Raw genomic sequence first — 18,311 nt, 5'->3', positions numbered from 1 at the left:
ACCTGAATAATGATGTTCTTGGCTATATATTAAATATTTTATATGGGTCTGGTATTTCATAAAATTATCAGGTGATTGCTGAATAGGATATTGATAAATGCAGCCCTTGTACATAAACTGTCCCCATCAGAGCTTCATCATCGACCACTAACGCCTGTTCATCCCACAGTTTTCTTATCATAGGTTTCTGAATATGCCAGTTGATATTGCTTTTGCGCACGCCCCCATTCCTCCTCTGTCTCCGGTGGAATTTTCCCATGATGATCTTCGGTGTCCCACGCTGAAACAACATATTGATGAGTTTCAATTGTGGCTTGAGCAAGCATTCAAAGCTGGCATTTCCCCGACAGCATTGATTTATACCCGCAGTGATTATATTGACAGGCTTCTGATACGGTTATGGCAGCAACAAGGGTTTGATCAGATAGATTCACTTTCCCTGATTGCGGTCGGTGGTTATGGCCGACGGGAGTTGCACCCTCTTTCTGATATTGACCTTCTGGTTCTGAGCGAACATCCACTGACTGAAGAACAATCAATCCGTATCGGGCAATTTATTACACTGCTCTGGGATATTCGCCTGGAAGTCGGCCACAGTGTCAGAACATTAGAAGAGTGCATTGAAAAAGGACTTGCTGATCTGACAATCGCCACAAATCTGATCGAATCCCGTTTAATTTGTGGTGACCTACCGCTATTCCTGCGCTTGCAGAAGCAAGTTTTCAGTGATGATTTCTGGCCATCAGCCCAATTTTTTGCTGCCAAACTAACAGAACAGAAAAAACGTCATCAACGCTATCACAGCACCAGCTACAATCTGGAACCCGATATCAAAAGTAGCCCTGGGGGATTGCGTGATATTCATACTTTACTTTGGGTTGCTCACCGCCATTTCGGGGCAACATCTTTAGATGAAATGGTCGACTTTGGCTTTCTGACCCGTGAGGAGCGTAATGAATTAAACGAATGCCAGAATTTTCTCTGGCATATCCGTTTTGCCCTCCATCTGACTGTTACCCGTTATGACAATCGGCTGCTGTTTGAGCGTCAGTTTAGTGTAGCCCGGCTGCTCGGTTATGAAGGCGAACGCAATCAACCCGTCGAGCAGATGATGAAGGATTTCTACCGCATGACACGTCGTGTCACTGAGCTGAATGAGATGCTGCTGCAACTCTTTGATGAAGCCATTCTGACACTACAGCCTGACGAAAAGCCACGCGCTCTGAATGATGCATTTCAGTTACGGGGAGAACTTATTGATGTTATTGATGACACACTATTTAGCCGTGAGCCTGCCGCAATTCTGAAAATGTTTCATCACATGGCTGTTCATCAGGAGATTACCGGGATCTACTCCACGACGTTGCGCCAACTTCGCTATGCCCGCAGAAATCTCAGCCAGCCTTTGTGTGAGCTGCCTGAGGCCCGAAAAATATTTATGGAGATCCTGCGCCATCCTCATGCGGTCAAAAGTGCTTTGCTTCCAATGCATCGCCATAGTGTTTTAAGTGCCTATACGCCACTTTGGAGTAATATTGTCGGTCAAATGCAGTTTGACTTGTTCCATGCTTATACCGTTGACGAACATACTATCCGGGTATTGCAGAAGCTGGAAAGCTTTGCTGATGAAAATAACCGCATGCTCCATCCCGTATGTGTCGAACTTTATCCTCGAATTCCACAACCTGAATTGTTGCGACTGGCTGCTTTTTTCCACGATATCGCCAAAGGACGTAACGGTGATCACTCCGAACTGGGTGCCAAAGATGCGTTCACCTTTGCCATACAACACGGGCTGACAAATCGTGAAGCAGAGTTAATAGAGTGGCTCGTTCACTATCATTTACTGATGTCAGTCACTGCACAACGGCGGGATATCCAAGATCCGGAAGTCATCCAGCAATTCGCCTGCCAGGTCAAAAATCAAAATCGCCTCAATTATTTGCTCTGCCTGACCGTTGCAGACATCTGCGCCACAAATGCCAAGCTATGGAATAATTGGAAACAGAGCTTGTTGCGTGAACTCTACTTTGCTACCGAAACCCAGTTACTCAAAGGAGTACAGAATACACCTGATTTACGTGATCATATCCGTCACAATCGTTTGCAGGCACTGGCTCTGCTGCGACAGGAGAATATTGACGAACAAAAACTACACTCTATTTGGAGTCGCTGCCATGCAGATTATTTTTTGCGTCATACACCGGATCAATTAGCTTGGCATGCCAGCCATCTGGTTAACCATCAATCACCAGAACCAATGGTATTAATCAGTACTTCATTTTCTCATGGTGGAACGGAAATTTTCATCTGGTGTCAGGATCGGCCTTCTCTTTTCGCTGCTGTTGTTGGTGAGTTAGATCGACGCAACTTAAGCGTCCATAATGCCCAGATCTTTACCAATCGGGATGAAATGGCGATGGATACTTTTGTCATACTGGATCCGAACGATCACTCACTGGCACCAGATCGTCATGAACCCATTCGCCGGGCTTTACTCAAAGCGATTAATGCACCTCATCCCAAAGCCCCTAAGACACGTAATTTACCCACTAAATTACGTCATTTTGATGTTCCGCCTAACGTGAATTTTTTACCGACACAAAATTCCCGCCGTAGCTATATGGAATTGGTTGCGTTGGATCAACCAGGGCTGTTGGCACGGGTTGGCAGTATTTTCGCTGAATTAGGGGTTTCCCTACATGGTGCCCGCATTACAACTATCGGTGAGCGCGTGGAAGATCTTTTTGTGCTGGCTGACAAAGATCACCAGGCACTGGATAAAAAAATCAGAGAGGAATTATCAGAAAGGTTGACAGAAGCCCTTAACACCAAGGATAAAGTATAACGTTAACTAACCAATATTTGACTAAATATGAGGGACCTCATACCAATGCAGCAATTACAATCCATTACCGAATTAATGACCATTATCGAAAATGCATTTGAAAACCGCGCCGACATCTCACCTGCAACCGTTGACGAAGCAACTCGTAACGCCGTCAATCAAGTGATTCAAATGCTGGACAGCGGTAAACTACGTGTCGCTGAAAAAATCGCCGATGAATGGATCACACACCAATGGCTGAAAAAAGCAGTATTGCTCTCTTTCCGTATTAATAACAATCAAGTTATAGAAGGGGCTGAAAGCCGCTATTTTGACAAAGTGCCTATGAAATTTGCTGATTATGATCAGGCTCGTTTCGAAAAAGAAGGTTTCCGTGTTGTACCTCCTGCGGCAGTCCGTCAGGGGGCATATATTGCACGTAATACAGTGTTGATGCCATCTTACGTCAACCTCGGTGCCTATGTAGATGAAGGTACAATGGTAGACACTTGGGCAACTGTCGGCTCCTGTGCCCAAATCGGTAAAAACGTTCATTTGTCTGGTGGTGTTGGTATTGGTGGTGTTCTGGAACCATTGCAAGCCAACCCAACCATCATTGAAGACAACTGCTTTATCGGTGCTCGTTCTGAAATCGTAGAAGGGGTTATCGTGGAAGAAGGTTCCGTGATCTCAATGGGTGTTTACATCGGTCAAAGCACCAAGATCTATGATCGTGAAACTGGCGAAATCCACTACGGCCGTGTACCAGCAGGATCTGTCGTCGTATCCGGCAACTTGCCTTCCAAAGATGGTAGCTACAGTCTGTATTGCGCAGTTATTGTGAAGAAAGTGGATGCTAAAACTCTTGGCAAGGTTGGCATTAACGAATTGCTACGCACAATAGACTGATTCTTTTAATAACGGATAATAAATCTACTGTTTTTGATATTTCCATTTCATTTAGGTGACTAGGTGACGCGCTATGTACGATAACTTGAAGAGTTTAGGGATCACACATCCTGAAGATATTGATCGCTATAGCCTCCGTCAGGAAGCGAATAACGACATTCTTAAGATTTATTTTCGTAAGGATAAGGGCGAATTCTTTGCCAAAAGCGTTAAATTCAAATACCCACGCCAACTGAAAACGGTATCTGATAATAATTCAGGGCAAGGTTACAAAGAAGTCAAAGAGATCAACACTAATCTGCGTTATGTGCTTGAAGAGTTGGATCAAATCTGTAAGCATGATCAGTCAGAAGTGGATTTGAAACATAAAATTCTGGATGACTTACGTCACCTTGAGCATGTTGTTGCCAATAAGATTGCAGAAATCGAAGCGGATTTGGAAAAACTGACTCGTAAGTAACGATATCAGCCGTGTCATACACCGCCTATTCCTCATAAAGAGGATAAGCGGTGTAACAGAAATCCTATATCAGGGTTCCCCACTCCTCAACCCAATCCTGGGCAAAGACTTCCGGCTCGACCACTTCAGCGGCATCGATCAGCAAAACCTCTCCGATCCGTTTAGCGCCCTGTTCTTGTAACAGTTCATCAAAGGCATGACCGCCTCCGCAAAATGTATCATAACTACTGTCACCCAATGCAATGAGACCATAACGTAAATCAGGCTGGTAGCCCAATTGATCACTCAACTCGGTATAAAGCGGTTGAATATTATCAGGCAGATCACCTTGTCCGGTCGTTGATGTCACCACCAGAACAACCTGTTGCAAATACATTTGCCATTGTTCCAGAGTCGCATCGTCAAAGACCTCGATCTCATGCCCCTGCTGTTCAAGAACTTGCTGCGCTTCTTCCGCAACCGCCAGCGCATTACCGTAAACTGTACCAACGAAAATACCAATCTTTGCCATAGATATGATCTCTTTAATGTTTGATACTGCTTTTATTCGTGAGTGGTTGGCCCCTTTATGTTTCAAGCTGCTATTTTTTGGCTACAACTCGAAAGTTATCGGGCGTGGATATTCCAACTCTGGCACAACACCTTGCCAGCCAAATTGTTCAAGCAAATGCTGCCACGCTGAATCCCATCGGGCAGTCAACAACAGGTTTTCTCCTGTCACCGGATGCTGAAGCTGAAGATGGCTTGCATGCAGCATTAATCTGCCCGTTTGATAATATTTAGCAACTCCTCGATTTTGGCGCAAATCCCCATGTGTAGTATCCCCGATGATGGGATGACGGATATGCGCCATATGCCGCCGCAACTGATGCTTACGGCCAGTGTCGGGCTTCAGTTCCAACAAACTAAACCGTGATGTCGGATAACGCCCAATTTCAACCGGACATTCAACTTTTGCTAATGCACGGTAACGAGTAATTGCTGATTGTGCTTCCCTATCCGTATCAGCGAACTTATCCGCAATTTTATCCAACTCTTCCATTAATGCGTAGTCAATAATATCTTCTCCTTCGACATAACCACGCACAACCGCATGATAGGTTTTTTGCATCTGTTGGTATTCGAATTGTTGAGAAAGTGTTCTTGCCACTTCGCTTGACAACCCCATCAACAAAACGCCCGATGTCGGTCTATCCAACCGATGAACAGGAAAAACATGCTGCCCAAGTTGATCACGTAATGTCTGCATGACAAACACGGTTTCATGACGAGCCAACCAACTACGATGAACCAACCAGCCCGCAGGTTTATTCACAGCAACAATATGTTCATCCTGATAAATAATCTCCAGCATATCAACTATTCCGTGTCACTATTCTGGGTACAATGTCCCTGTACAAACAGCTTGTCCAATTCGCGCAGGTGCTCAAGCAACGGCAAATAATGTTTTGTGTCTTCCTTATAGACCTCTTCAAAATAAGGAGCGATAACAAACGCCGTCGGTAGACAGGCTTTTTGTTCAATCAGAGCACACATTCTCGGAATGAGCACCCACTGGAGCCACTCTTCAGCAGCCATAGTATCAATTGAAAAAGGTTCTGTGCTTTCGAACGCTTCTGGTTTAGGAGGATAGCTCTGCCATAAGCCAACGGTTTTCATAGTGGCTTCAATAAGCTGTAATTTATGTAGAATTTGTTTCTCGATACTCATAGTTGTTTATCTTATCTGAGTTGTGCTGATGACTGATGTTCTGATGACAGAAGTTGCCATCACGTCATTAGACCGTAAGAGTACCATTGTTCGATTTCAGCGGAAAATTTGTGGCAAGATAAGGTGTCATAAAATAAGAGGGGGAGACAAAATCTCCCCCTCTTATTTGATTGTCATAGCAGTCCTGCTAAATTGGTCGCTTCCTGCTCATTCCCTGATAAAATACGTCCCTGTCACTTATTCCTTAAAAGATCATTATATTAATAGTATCCGACAAACCTGCCTATACTTTTTCGTCCCTGAGCCACCTTCCTGATGGTTCGATTCCTTAATGATTTTTTTGCTATGATTCCTAATGGAATAACAAAATGATCTATTATTCGGTGGATTGAAACAAGCTATCTGGATCGACAGAAGAAGTCTGTTATAAGAAAGATATCATGATAATAATTTGCATATTATTGATATAAAATAAAAATAATATTCATCAAAGATATTCATTATATGATTATGAGAGATATCTTACATAGTATGTAAGATATCTCTTACAAAAAATTAAACCGATATCTGCATCTACAAAATTGCCACGGGACTGATAGTAGAAAGAAAGGTCACTAAATTAGCAGATAAGATGGTTCGTTCATGGCTGCCAAACTGTTCAAGTATCACCTGTCCCGTCAGATTACATACAGAAACCAGTTGCATCTCTGTATCCGTTGTTCCGATAAATGCCGTAGGTGGAAGTTTCAGCCGTTTCTGCGTCACAAGATGGCCTATCAGATTTTCCTGCAATCGGATGAAGTCATCTTCACTCCATACCTGAATCAAATTGAGAAATTGCCCCTCAAAATTGACAGTCATATCACCAGCAAACTGCGTGACATAGTAATCATGGATTGAGTCTTGCAAACGGATCTCCAGCGCATTTTCTACCTTACTGAGTTTTTCCTGGACAAAAAATGGCTTGGGAAACCAGTGCACTACACTATCTCCCGTCCGTTCGATACAAGGTGAAGGTACGCCATACAGCTCGCTGCTGGCAGGCGGTAACCCTGTTTCTTTCTGCCACAGTTCAACATAGCGTTTGGTAAAGTCAGAAAGTGCCTCTGTTACATTGAAGGTCATATGATTATTTCTTCCATTTTTCAGTCCAATACTGCTGTTTTACTCATTCCTATACGTTTTTCAACGAAATAACAACTATATCCAAAAGATTTTAGGTGGCATCACGTCCATAAAGTCATAGTATAAAAAATGATATTATTTATAGTTACAAAGAGAATTAATTCCCTTCAAGTAACATATCTTTTGCACTCGATTTAGGTTTATTGGGAATAGTCAATAAAAACGTCTGCAAGCAATAAAATAAACATGATATTAATATAAAAAATAACATCACTGTATATTCATATTAAAAACATGAAATTAGAATGGTGATCTTATTTAGATAAAATAGGTCAATAACATTATGGATATAGAAAATAAAAAAGATCGTGAACTACATAAAGAATATACTGGTATTAAGGAAAATCACAGTTTAATTAACTTCCCTGAAAATGTAAAACTAACATATCGCCGTTTTACCAATTGGTCAGAAGAAATTCATGCAGAGAATATTCCATGCTGTATACCTGATTCTGACAAAGATGTTATTTCTGTCGTCAATTGGGCCTGGAAACAAAATTATAAACTGAGAGTTGTGGGTGAATCACATAATTGGTCTCCTCTGATCATTCCACCGAAAGGTCAAAATAGCAACCGCATTATACTTATCGATCTCACACAACATTTTACACAAATAAGTATTAAGCACCTTCCTCAATATTCAATTGTTACCGCACAAACTGGCGTATTGATGGAGACACTGACAACAAAAATGGAAGAACAAGAAATAGGCTTTACAGCTATCCCTGCACCAGGTGATTTAACACTGGGGGGAGTACTGGCGATAGGAGGTCATGGAACAGGTATAAAAGCACTGAATGAAAAATCGCCGCCAGGTCACAGTTATGGTTCACTCAGCAACGCTATACTGTCTTTGTCTGCTGTAGTATGGGATGAAAAAAATGCACAATATGTCATTAAACACTTTAAACGAAATGATCCGAATTGTGCGCCTCTTCTTGTTCACTTAGGATGTTCTCTGATTTTAAACGTCGAACTTCAGGCAGGAAAAAACCAACGTCTTCGGTGTGAAAGTATTATTAATATTCCGGCAACAGAATTATTTGCTCCCGTACAAGACGAAAAAAATAAAAGAACTTTCAGCTATTTCCTTGATAAAAGTGGTCGTGCTGAAGCCATTTTATTTCCATTTACAATTCATCCTTGGTTAAAGGTATGGAGTGTTTCACCTGAAAAACCCCTTTCCAGCATCCAAGTTACACAACCGTACAATTATGCATTTTCCGATAATATTCCCATTCAGCTATCTGATTTAATTAAAAAGATAACCCATGACCTCCCAAATATCACGCCGGCATTTGGGGCTGGCCAATATTTTATCATGGCAAGTTATTTTTTAACTGGGGGAGCCGACCTCTGGGGTTGGAGCAAAAACTTATTACTCTACGTCAAGCCGACTACATTACGTGTTACTGCAAATGGTTACGCAATATTAACTCGCCGAGATAATATTCAGAAAGTCCTCAATCTTTTTTACTCACAATGGAAGGCGTTGATAAAAGAATATGAGAGACATGGAAAATATCCTGTCAACGGGCCAATCGAGATCCGTGTTTCAGGACTGGATACGCCTTCTGAAGTCGTACAAAAAGATGCGGTTGTGCCAAGTTTATCTGCGAACCGCCCACGTCCGGATCATCCAGAATGGGATGTCGCTATTTGGCTTGATGTTTTAACCCTGCCAGGAACGAAATATGCCGCTGATTTTTATAACAGACTTGAAGAATGGATGTTTCAGGAGTTTGACGGTTCTTACGCATCTATTCGTGTCGAATGGAGTAAAGGCTGGGCATACAGTAAAAATGCAGCATGGGATGACGAAGATGTATTAACCAAAAAAATTCCTGCTTCGTTTACTGATGGATTACCCACTGATACTCACTGGCATTCAACTGTTAACACATTAAAAAAATTTGATCCCTATGGTTTGTTCAGATCACCATTGTTAGAAAGGTTACTTTCCGGTAAATAAAAAATGACATTTAGTCAAGTAACATTAAATGTCATAGTTATATTCTTTTCGTTGTTCAAGTTGTAGACTTTGTTCTGCAACTTGCGTGATACAAGAAATCTCGCCAGCTAAATAAAATTAAACATCCGTAGTAATCACCAAATGATAAAGTAACAAAATATAATTATTTCCAATGTATGCAATGGTTAATTATATGTATAAAGATGTTAATTAAATTGTTTTAATTATCGGGCAATGAGGGATAAAAAAATAAATTTGTTCCTATTATAAACAGATTATTTAAATTTTTTGCCGAATTTGTGATAAATGTCACTGACAGATATATATAATAAACTACCTTAATGACCATAATTTATATTATCAATATATTTACATTTAGTTAGCAATCTAACGCTCCAGAGAACTTAGGTGAAATTATGTTTACTGACCAACAAAAAATAATGATACCCCTAAATAAATTAAAATTGAATCATTAATAATAGGCTGTAATATATATCGCTGTAAATGTTTACATCATGTTGCTTTTTCTCTGTTTCATGTTCCAGTTGATGGACATTTTTTTAGAAGGTAATAATGAATAACAAAATGACAGAAGCCATTAAATCGATATTTAATGGGCTACCTGATATCCCACATGAAACCTATTTTCAAGAAGGTTTTTTCAGGGATCCGGCGAGAACAATTAATACAGATGACAGGTATTTTTTATCTCCTGCTGATGGGTTCGTTATTTATAGTGGAATAATAAACCCAGATGAGGCGATTACCGAAGTAAAAGGGAAAAAATACAGCATTCAGGATATCATCAGAGATAAACATTATGATAAGCGTTCACTTGTCATTGGTATCTTTATGACATGCTATGACGTACATATTAATAGAGTTCCCTATGATGGCATCCTTAGTTACTCAGAACATGAACCTCTAGAAACAAACAATCTACCCATGATCGACGTAGAGAATAATATTTTTTATAAAGAGAATATTGAGTTAGTTTATGACGATTATTTATCTCTGAATCAGCGAGTCGTCAATAAAGTCTATTCCCCTGGCATTAATAGAGAATACTATATGGTTCAGGTTGGTGATTATGATGTTGATACAATCACACCATTCCATATACAACAACATAAGCCAGTATATCAGGGTGATAGATTCTCAATGATTCGGTATGGTTCACAAGTTGACTTAGTGATCCCGGTTACTGATGATGGTGAATTAACCTCATTAGTGACTGAAAAAGAACATGTCACGGGTGGCATGACTAAGTTAGTCAGAATCAATGACAGCTCTCTATAAATAAACTCTCTATAAACGAATAATATAAACTAGATTTGAGGTTTTAAGATGTTAAAGAATTCTCCCAATATCATTTCTGATTTAAAAATGCCAGCCTTTTTATTGGCTCCTCCATTTTCATTAAATACCAACGTAAGAAATAATATTTGGATGGAGGAACTTGATGAATCCGCTATTACTGTTAACAGTAATAACGCATTAAGACAGTTTTATAAGCTGTACAGCTTTATGTCATCACAATCATTGGTTTATTTACTGCCATCTGACACGCATCAAGAGCTGCAAGATCAAGTATACGTTGCCAACTTGGGAATTATTGTTGGCGACGAAGATCCAACAGCAATAGTTGCCAATTTTGCATCAGAAATCAGAAGATCAGAAACACCTATTGGGGTGCGTTTCTTTGAATCATTAGGCTATAAAACTGAAGTTGCGCCTTACTTTTTTGAGGGTGAAGCTGAATTAAAATACCTGCATGACAATGTATTGGTCGGCGGTTATGGCATCAGAAGTGACATCAGAACTTTCGACTGGATGGAAGAGAAATTCGGTCTTAAGATCGTGAAAGTTGAAGAAAGAGATCCATATCTTTACCACCTGGATTGCAGTATCTTCTCTCTGGATAAAGAAAATACTCTCGTATATACCGATGGATTCAGCAGTGACGAACTGAAAGAACTGGAAAAAGTTACCAACATTATCAGCATCAGTAAAGATATCGCTTACAGTGGGATCTGTAATTCTGTCAGAGTTAATCAGTATGTTCTCTGTTCATCCAATATCAACGACCTGAAAGCAGGTACGGAGGATTATATCTATGAAATGAACAAAAACCATGAATTGGAAAAAATCTGTTCCAAACTGGCATTAACGCCAAAACTATTCAACTTATCTGAATATATGAAGAGCGGTGCGCTACTTTCCTGCATGGTTATGCATTTAAATAGATATTCTCACAAAATACAGGTAATATAATATTGTGATAAAAAAAGCGATAATATTGATCACATCGTTTTCACTCATAGTTATTGAGTTAATTACAATATAAATAGTATCTTTGGTTTATATTATGCTCGTGCTTATTGGGTTCTTAATCCATTATATATGGCACCATGATGATTTTTAAAACCGCCTGTATTTTTTAGGATATATATATACCCTATGGATTTCAAACTGTAATTTGAAAGACAACGGGTATATTCCAGGGATGGAGTCGGCTGCCTTTTTATAGGATGGTAAGCTTTAACATGTCGTCTATACTAGTTAAATTGATAACTTAACAGTGATCAGTATATGAAATATATTACATTCCTTTACTCTTTTATACGGAAACAAAAAACAGCATTAGTGCTGGCTATTGTTTTTACTATAGTGGCAGCTTTAGCTGAGGTGGTATTTCCATTTCTTGTACAGGAATTAGTTAATACCTTGTTGAAGGACAAGTTGATTCTCTCCTTCTCATTTAACCAATTAATTGCTTCTCTAATTGGAGTATCATTATTAATTGTTATTAGTCACGCTATTATTATCTGGATGCAGACAATTAATGCGTCAGAACTGAGTTATAATATGAGGAAATCGCTGGTCGATTCTTTCCTCTCTTTTCCCTACCATATAACCAGAAAATTTCATTCAGCTAATCTGGCATTCAGAATAAAAAACGATACTTATCTCGTATCGGATAGGGTCAGAGATTTATATAGCGAATTTCTCTATGATACGCTATCTATAATTGGTCCGTTCATTGCCATGGCTTTGATTGATATTAAATTAGCCATTTTGGCATTTATGATGGTTTGTTTGACTACCTTGATCAGCAAACCGATCACTAATCGAGTCGCAGTTTATGAAAGAATTCTACAAATTTATAACTCACGATTAACTGGATTGATACAAGAGTCTCTTTCCTGGATCAAATCTGTCAAAATTTTTAATTCTGAAGAGTCAGAAAAAAAGAGAATTAATGATGCCAATACTAAAGTAAAAAATGTCGAGAGGATCACAGGGTTATTTATGTCCTTATCTGTTCCGCTTGGCTTTTTTGCACAGTTAGCATCAACAATTGCCGTGCTTTGGTATGGTGGTTTGTTATTGATGGATGGAACGATCAATCCCGGTAACTTTGTTGCTGCTTTTACCTACGAGCAACTAATGTCTGATTCGATTAAGAGATACAGCAATCATTTAAATAAATTTGCTTCACTCAAGTCGCTGTTAGACAGGGTTTTCGAATTGTTAGGTTCTAATAAGCCAATTACTAAAAAACACAATAAATCAGCAGACAATTACAGTCCTGATACTATTGATATCAACATCAATACATTTTCCTATAATGACAGAGATACTTTGTTCAAAGATATGAACATCTCTATACAAAAAGGTGAACGTATCCTTATTGTTGGTGATAACGGTCAGGGTAAAAGTACGATATTTGATATTGTGACTGGTTTAACTCCATTAACTGACGGTTATGTTTCAATTTTTGGTGAAGTTCTGGATAACCCCGATCATCAGCGTTGGTTGCAAAAATTTGGCGTGATGTCACAACAGACTCAGATCATAAAAGGCACGTTATACGATAATCTGCACATCGCCAATACAGAATCAACCAGAGAAGATATGGTTTCTGCGTTACTTAAAGCGGGTGGCAGTGAACTATTAGATAAACTGAAAGATGGTCTGGATTCACACATTGATGAAAAAGGCTCTTCTTTGTCAGGCGGTGAAAGGCAGGTCGTTGGTTTAGCGCGTCTGTACCTTAAGACGCCGGAAATATTGCTCTTTGATGAACCGACCACTTATCTGGACAATAGTAAGATAAATAACTTTGCAGAAGCACTGAATAATATCGTTCATGGTAAAACAGTGCTTATGATAAGCCATGATCCACGTGTCTTTAGGCTTGCAGAGCGGGTTATCAAAGTCGACAAAGGAAGAATTGCCTTTGATGGTTCTCTCCAAGAATATATGGAACAACCAAGAACAAACTGATATTTGATGATTGATATAACTCAGTCCGCTTAATGATTTGGTGATGAATCCGATCACAAGAGCTGGACTGAGTCCCCTTCAAGTAACCGACTCTTTCAATTAACCTATTATTATAAAAGGTTATGTAACTTTCTTCCTCGTATAAAATCAACATGAAAGTGTCGAAAGAAGACTTGGCTCCACACAGACTAAACTATACCGGTTTGTTAAATACGGTAAGTAATGATTAATGCACAATAAAAATACGAATCATCAACATTCCTTGATACACTACAAGCTATTTGAACAACAATAATCTCTACCCGATAGCGCTTACATGCAGGGTAATTATCTTTAAGGAATCTTATGTCTTTGTATCAAAATAATCAGGCCCTCACCGAACTTACTCTCGGAAAACCCACTTCCTATTGCGATACTTATGAACCATCATTATTACAAGCCGTTCCTCGTAGTATGAACCGTGAGCCGCTTGGATTGTTTCCCGATAGCCTCCCATTTCACGGGGCTGATATCTGGACAATGTACGAGCTATCCTGGCTCAATTCACGGGGTATTCCTCAAGTCGCTATTGGTCACGTTAGCCTGAATGCGGCCAGCGAAAATCTTATCGAATCCAAAAGTTTTAAACTTTATCTGAATAGTTTTAACCAAACCCGCTTTAATGATTGGGAAACAGTACAAAAGACCCTGCAACAGGATTTATCCGCTTGCGCTAAAGGTGATATTGACGTTGTTTTGCATCCTCTGCATGGTTTCAATCAGCAACCAATTAACGATTTTGAAGGTAAATGTATTGATAACCAGGATATTGAAATTGATGATTATGAGTTCAATCGCGATTATCTTAACAATGCAGCAACCGGGCCTGTTGTTGAAGAAATTCTGGTCAGCCATTTACTGAAATCAAATTGTCTGATCACAAATCAACCTGATTGGGGTTCAGTACAAATTCGCTATAAAGGCCCAAAAATCAATCAGGAAAAATTATTACGTTATCTGGTTTCATTCCGTCATCACAATGAGTTTCATGAACAATGTGTTGAACGTATTTTCAACGACTTAATCGAATTGTGTAGCCCGGAAAAACTCACTGTTTATGCACGTTATACTCGTCGTGGTGGATTGGATATTAACCCATGGCGTAGTAACGACACATTTGTACCAACAACCGGAAGATTAGCCCGCCAGTAATTGAATTAGTACAGATGGCATTCATCCTAATGCCATATCTAATCTCCTAATGGGCTGATTTTAATGTTCAATTAGCACCCAACATATTTCAGGGTAAAATCATTATTCAGGAAACCCCACTGGGGTATAAAGGAGCTATTCTTGATTACACATGTCAGCCCGTTAGGGTCAATGGATTTACTCTCTCAGCTTGAAGTTGATACATTGAAACACATCGCAAGCAGCGACTTATACCGTCTTTTCCGTAATTGCTCACTGGCCGTGCTCAACTCCGGCAGTCAGACTGACAACGGTAAAGAATTACTGTCAAAATATAAAGATTTTGATATTAACGTCCTGCGCAGAGAGCGAGGCGTCAAACTGGAGTTAGTTAATCCGCCAGAAGAAGCATTTGTTGATGGCAAGATCATTCGATCCTTACGAGCAAATTTATTTGCAGTATTGCGGGATATTCTGTTTGTTCACGCTCAACTTGTTGATGCCCAAAAAGCAGACTCTCTGAATCTGAAAAATGGTATGCACATTACCAATACCGTTTTCTCCATTCTGCGCAATGCTAAAGCTCTGCCTCTTGCAGAAGATCCCAATATGATCGTTTGTTGGGGTGGGCATTCCATCAGTGAAGAAGAATATTTGTATGCCCGCAATGTAGGTAACGAACTAGGCTTACGCGAGCTGAATGTTTGTACTGGTTGTGGAGCAGGTGCAATGGAAGCACCGATGAAAGGGGCTGCTGTCGGACATGCACAACAGCGCTATAAAAACAGCCGTTTCATCGGTATTACAGAGCCTTCCATTATCGCAGCCGAGCCACCCAATCCAATGGTCAATGAACTGATTATTATGCCGGATATCGAAAAACGGCTGGAAGCCTTCGTTCGTATCGCTCACGGCATTATCATCTTTCCGGGAGGCGTTGGAACAGCAGAAGAACTGCTTTATCTACTGGGGATTTTGATGCATCCTGAAAATCAGAATCAGGTACTGCCTCTGGTATTAACAGGACCAAAAGAAAGTACTGATTATTTTCGTGTTCTGGATGAGTTTATCGTCAATACATTAGGTGAACAGGCCCGTAATCACTATCGCATTATTATGGAAAACCCATCAGAAGTTGCCAAAGTGATGAAAACAGCCATGCCAAAGGTTAAAGAAAACCGTCGTTCAACCGGAGATGCTTATAGCTTTAACTGGGCAATGAAAATCTCTCACGATTTGCAGTTTCCGTTTGAACCCACTCATGAAAATATGGCAAATCAGAATTTACATCCGAATCAGTCAACTGAAAAACTCGTGGCTGCTCTGCGACGTGTATTTTCCGGCATTGTCGCAGGTAATGTGAAAGAGATAGGAATTCAAGCCATCGAAAAACATGGAGTGTTTAAAATTCACGGTGATGCAGAAATTATGCGCCGAATGGATAATCTGTTGGAAAATTTTGTGAAACAAGATCGCATGAAACTTCCAAGTGGCACAGCTTATGAACCATGTTATAAGATCATCAGATAAGCACCCCAATGAGGCAGTCGCCACGGAATAACACCACGGATGGAGTATATAGTTAAAGATCATGATACACCTTTTGATTGTAGATGCCCTGAATTTGATTCGACGTATCCATGCCGTGCAAGGAAGCCCTTGCATTGCCGCTTGTGAACATGCGTTGAAGCAATTAATCTCCCATTCTTCTCCAACCCATGCTGTTGCTGTATTTGATGAAGATGGGAGACACCATAGCTGGCGCCATCAGAAACTGCCTAATTACAAGGCCGGGCGTTCTGCTATGCCAGAAGATTTACAGCAAGAAATGCCACTGATTAAGCAAGCATTTGATATTCAAGGTGTCGCTTGCTGGCATGCTGAAGGGCATGAAGCGGACGATTTAGCTGCAACACTGGCAACCAAGGTTGCAGCTACAGGGCATCAGGTGACCATTGTTTCCACGGATAAAGGTTATTGCCAGCTACTATCCCCCAACATCCAAATTCGTGACTACTTCCAAAAACGTTGGCTGGATTTGCCTTTTGTACAACAGGAATTTGGCGTTTCTCCTGTTCAGCTTCCCGATTATTGGGGGCTGGTGGGTATCAGTAGCAGCAAGATCCCAGGCGTTCAGGGGATTGGTCCAAAAACAGCCGTTGCTCTGCTACAACAAGCGGGCTCATTAGACAATTTGTTCCAACATTTGGACGCTCAGCCAGAGAAATGGCGCAATAAATTAGCCTCTGACAAAGAAATGGCTTATATCTGCCGTGAAGTTGCTTCGCTAAAAACTAATTTATCGCTGAACGGTAATTTGCAACAACTTAGGCTGACCCGTAATCAGGCTAATTCATCTCTAAGCCAGAGATGACCAAATCACTCAACCAAAATAATTCGAAATTAACTTAATGTGTTCACTATTTAACTGGCCGGATTCACTCAACAAACCAATCCAGGATTTCATATAGTCGTATTTTGCCTGGGAAAGCTCACGACGGGCAGTATAAAGTTGCTGCTCTGCATTCAATATATCCACGTTTACCCGCTGCCCTAATAAAACGCTTTTTTGCGTAGCTTGAACCTGTAATTCTGCCGCTTCCACCGCCATTTCATAAGCACGTATTCGCTTCTGACCATGAACACATCCATTATAATAGCGTCGCAGTGCATTCAGTATTTCCCCGGCCTGTGCATCCATTTCGAATTTGCTCTTGTTATAATTAGCCGCCGACTGGCGCACCAATGCTGATGTCGCATTGCCGTTATAAAGATTCATGGAAACACGCACTCCGACAGAATCAGTCCGGTATTTCTGATTAACACTGCTATCGTTACTGGATTTATTCTCACTGTGAGAAGCGTATAACTCTAGTTTTGGCAGGAACCCTGATCGACTGCGTTCAATATCATGATATGCCACATCAATTTTCCGGCGGGCAACCGCTAATTGGGAGTTCTGGCGTAATGCTGTCTGTTCCCAATCGGCATAATGTTCAAATTCCAGCTTTATTGCTTTGAAATGCTTAGCATCAGATAAACGTATCACTGGTACATCCGTCGGCAACGGAATGCCTACTAATAACTGTAAATCACGGATCGCAGCATCCAATTCATCCTGCACCGTTAACGCATCAGCCTGTACCTGACTGTAACGGGCCTGAGTTTCCGCTACATCAGTACGGGTGCCTTCACCAGAAGCAAACAACTTTTGGTTAAGTTCCAGTTGCTTTTCATAAGCCATCCGCTGCTGAACAACCTGTGTCAGTTTGTCCTGCGCATAAGCGACAGCCACATAACTGTTCACCACTCTCACAACCAGTTGCTGGCTGTCAGCCCGAAAACGAGCATCACTCATCAACGCATAAGCTTTACGGGTCTGATAACGTGCCCATGCTTCGACATCGAATAGTGGTTGGGTCAGGACCAGCGCACCACTGTAACTGTCGTACTGTCGATCATAACGCTCTTTAACCCCATTACTCCGCCACTCTGAAACATTGGTTTCCACTTTTTGCCAATTCTTCGGGGCATTCTGGTAACTAATTGACAACTTGGGTAACAATTCTGCCCGACCAAGCGTTTTTTCTTCCTGTCCTGCTTCCAGTTCTTTGATCGCAGCCTGAAATGTTGGATCATGTTGCAGTGCCAACACATAAGCCTCAGTCAAAGAAAGTGCTTTAGCCGGGACAGAACACAACATTGTCAGCACAATGATCAAAAACAAGCTCATCAACAAGGAGAATCGCGCATAAGATTTCCCCGCTATTCGATGATTCCTGAACATG

General features: G+C 40.7%; 15 protein-coding genes. 10 read left to right on the top strand and 5 right to left on the bottom strand.

The features are described 5' to 3' along the window. The first annotated feature begins 193 nt into the window (after positions 1-193). The 3 genes from glnD (at position 194) to ABLA85_RS12155 (ending at position 4,196) form a co-directional block, all read left to right on the top strand. Positions 194-2,848, top strand: coding sequence for a bifunctional uridylyltransferase/uridylyl-removing protein GlnD (gene glnD / locus ABLA85_RS12165; protein WP_367964458.1), 2,655 nt, complete (start codon positions 194-196; stop codon positions 2,846-2,848). Positions 2,849-2,893: 45 nt separating this feature from the next. Then, a complete protein-coding gene (gene dapD, locus ABLA85_RS12160; protein WP_367964456.1) occupies positions 2,894-3,736 on the top strand; it encodes a 2,3,4,5-tetrahydropyridine-2,6-dicarboxylate N-succinyltransferase in 843 nt (280 codons plus the stop codon). A 73-nt stretch (positions 3,737-3,809) separates the two neighbouring features. Next, complete coding sequence (locus ABLA85_RS12155; RefSeq protein ID WP_047679425.1) at positions 3,810-4,196, top strand: DUF3461 family protein; 387 nt, start codon at positions 3,810-3,812, stop codon at positions 4,194-4,196. A 64-nt stretch (positions 4,197-4,260) separates the two neighbouring features. On the opposite strand, the gene ABLA85_RS12150 is transcribed toward ABLA85_RS12155, so the two are convergent. From ABLA85_RS12150 to syd, 4 genes are all read right to left on the bottom strand, one after another. Further along, complete coding sequence (locus tag ABLA85_RS12150; RefSeq protein WP_367964454.1) at positions 4,261-4,707, bottom strand: flavodoxin; 447 nt, start codon at positions 4,705-4,707, stop codon at positions 4,261-4,263. A gap of 81 nt (positions 4,708-4,788) precedes the next feature. Continuing rightward, positions 4,789-5,550, bottom strand: coding sequence for a tRNA pseudouridine(65) synthase TruC (gene truC, locus ABLA85_RS12145; RefSeq protein WP_367964452.1), 762 nt, complete (start codon positions 5,548-5,550; stop codon positions 4,789-4,791). Between the two features lie 5 nt (positions 5,551-5,555). Next, positions 5,556-5,906: a YqcC family protein gene (locus tag ABLA85_RS12140; protein ID WP_367964450.1), complete on the bottom strand. Its 351-nt coding sequence runs from the start codon at positions 5,904-5,906 to the stop codon at positions 5,556-5,558. Between the two features lie 573 nt (positions 5,907-6,479). Beyond that, entirely contained in the window at positions 6,480-7,031 is a 552-nt protein-coding gene (gene syd / locus ABLA85_RS12135) for a SecY-interacting protein (RefSeq protein WP_367964448.1), read from the bottom strand. A 343-nt stretch (positions 7,032-7,374) separates the two neighbouring features. On the opposite strand from syd, the gene ABLA85_RS12130 reads away from it, so the two are divergent. The 7 genes from ABLA85_RS12130 to xni all read left to right on the top strand — a co-directional run bounded on the left by ABLA85_RS12130 (position 7,375) and on the right by xni (position 16,897). Continuing rightward, a complete protein-coding gene (locus ABLA85_RS12130) occupies positions 7,375-9,063 on the top strand; it encodes a cholesterol oxidase substrate-binding domain-containing protein (RefSeq protein ID WP_367964446.1) in 1,689 nt (562 codons plus the stop codon). 573 nt (positions 9,064-9,636) lie between these two features. Next, positions 9,637-10,362, top strand: a complete 726-nt coding sequence (locus tag ABLA85_RS12125; protein WP_367964444.1) for a phosphatidylserine decarboxylase — start codon at positions 9,637-9,639, stop codon at positions 10,360-10,362. Between the two features lie 48 nt (positions 10,363-10,410). Continuing rightward, complete coding sequence (locus ABLA85_RS12120; RefSeq protein WP_367964442.1) at positions 10,411-11,337, top strand: dimethylarginine dimethylaminohydrolase family protein; 927 nt, start codon at positions 10,411-10,413, stop codon at positions 11,335-11,337. 318 nt (positions 11,338-11,655) lie between these two features. Then, positions 11,656-13,353, top strand: coding sequence for an ABC transporter ATP-binding protein (locus ABLA85_RS12115; protein WP_367964440.1), 1,698 nt, complete (start codon positions 11,656-11,658; stop codon positions 13,351-13,353). Between the two features lie 345 nt (positions 13,354-13,698). Further along, positions 13,699-14,544 (top strand): NADPH-dependent 7-cyano-7-deazaguanine reductase QueF, encoded by an 846-nt coding sequence (gene queF / locus ABLA85_RS12110; protein ID WP_367964438.1) that lies wholly within the window; start codon positions 13,699-13,701, stop codon positions 14,542-14,544. A gap of 141 nt (positions 14,545-14,685) precedes the next feature. Next, a complete protein-coding gene (ppnN, locus tag ABLA85_RS12105; protein WP_367964436.1) occupies positions 14,686-16,053 on the top strand; it encodes a nucleotide 5'-monophosphate nucleosidase PpnN in 1,368 nt (455 codons plus the stop codon). Between the two features lie 58 nt (positions 16,054-16,111). Then, positions 16,112-16,897, top strand: a complete 786-nt coding sequence (gene xni, locus ABLA85_RS12100; protein ID WP_367964511.1) for a flap endonuclease Xni — start codon at positions 16,112-16,114, stop codon at positions 16,895-16,897. A 9-nt stretch (positions 16,898-16,906) separates the two neighbouring features. On the opposite strand, the gene ABLA85_RS12095 is transcribed toward xni, so the two are convergent. Beyond that, a complete protein-coding gene (locus ABLA85_RS12095) occupies positions 16,907-18,310 on the bottom strand; it encodes a TolC family outer membrane protein (protein ID WP_367964434.1) in 1,404 nt (467 codons plus the stop codon). Position 18,311: the final 1 nt, after the last annotated feature.

Source organism: Xenorhabdus sp. SGI246, from assembly GCF_040838225.1.
Taxonomy (GTDB): Bacteria; Pseudomonadota; Gammaproteobacteria; order Enterobacterales; family Enterobacteriaceae; genus Xenorhabdus; species Xenorhabdus indica.
This window is presented reverse-complemented; position numbering and strand designations above follow the sequence as displayed.

Excerpts from the sequence above, each read along its gene's own strand:
- ABLA85_RS12120 (WP_367964442.1), top strand. The coding sequence starts at position 10,411 with ATGTTAAAGAATTCTCCCAATATCATTTCTGATTTAAAAATGCCAGCC.
- ABLA85_RS12130 (WP_367964446.1), top strand. The coding sequence starts at position 7,375 with ATGGATATAGAAAATAAAAAAGATCGTGAACTACATAAAGAATATACT.
- queF (WP_367964438.1), top strand. The coding sequence starts at position 13,699 with ATGTCTTTGTATCAAAATAATCAGGCCCTCACCGAACTTACTCTCGGA.
- glnD (WP_367964458.1), top strand. The coding sequence starts at position 194 with ATGCCAGTTGATATTGCTTTTGCGCACGCCCCCATTCCTCCTCTGTCT.
- ABLA85_RS12155 (WP_047679425.1), top strand. The coding sequence starts at position 3,810 with ATGTACGATAACTTGAAGAGTTTAGGGATCACACATCCTGAAGATATT.
- syd (WP_367964448.1), bottom strand. The coding sequence starts at position 7,031 with ATGACCTTCAATGTAACAGAGGCACTTTCTGACTTTACCAAACGCTAT.
- truC (WP_367964452.1), bottom strand. The coding sequence starts at position 5,550 with ATGCTGGAGATTATTTATCAGGATGAACATATTGTTGCTGTGAATAAA.
- dapD (WP_367964456.1), top strand. The coding sequence starts at position 2,894 with ATGCAGCAATTACAATCCATTACCGAATTAATGACCATTATCGAAAAT.
- ABLA85_RS12140 (WP_367964450.1), bottom strand. The coding sequence starts at position 5,906 with ATGAGTATCGAGAAACAAATTCTACATAAATTACAGCTTATTGAAGCC.
- ABLA85_RS12125 (WP_367964444.1), top strand. The coding sequence starts at position 9,637 with ATGAATAACAAAATGACAGAAGCCATTAAATCGATATTTAATGGGCTA.
- ABLA85_RS12115 (WP_367964440.1), top strand. The coding sequence starts at position 11,656 with ATGAAATATATTACATTCCTTTACTCTTTTATACGGAAACAAAAAACA.
- ABLA85_RS12150 (WP_367964454.1), bottom strand. The coding sequence starts at position 4,707 with ATGGCAAAGATTGGTATTTTCGTTGGTACAGTTTACGGTAATGCGCTG.
- ABLA85_RS12095 (WP_367964434.1), bottom strand. The coding sequence starts at position 18,310 with ATGTTCAGGAATCATCGAATAGCGGGGAAATCTTATGCGCGATTCTCC.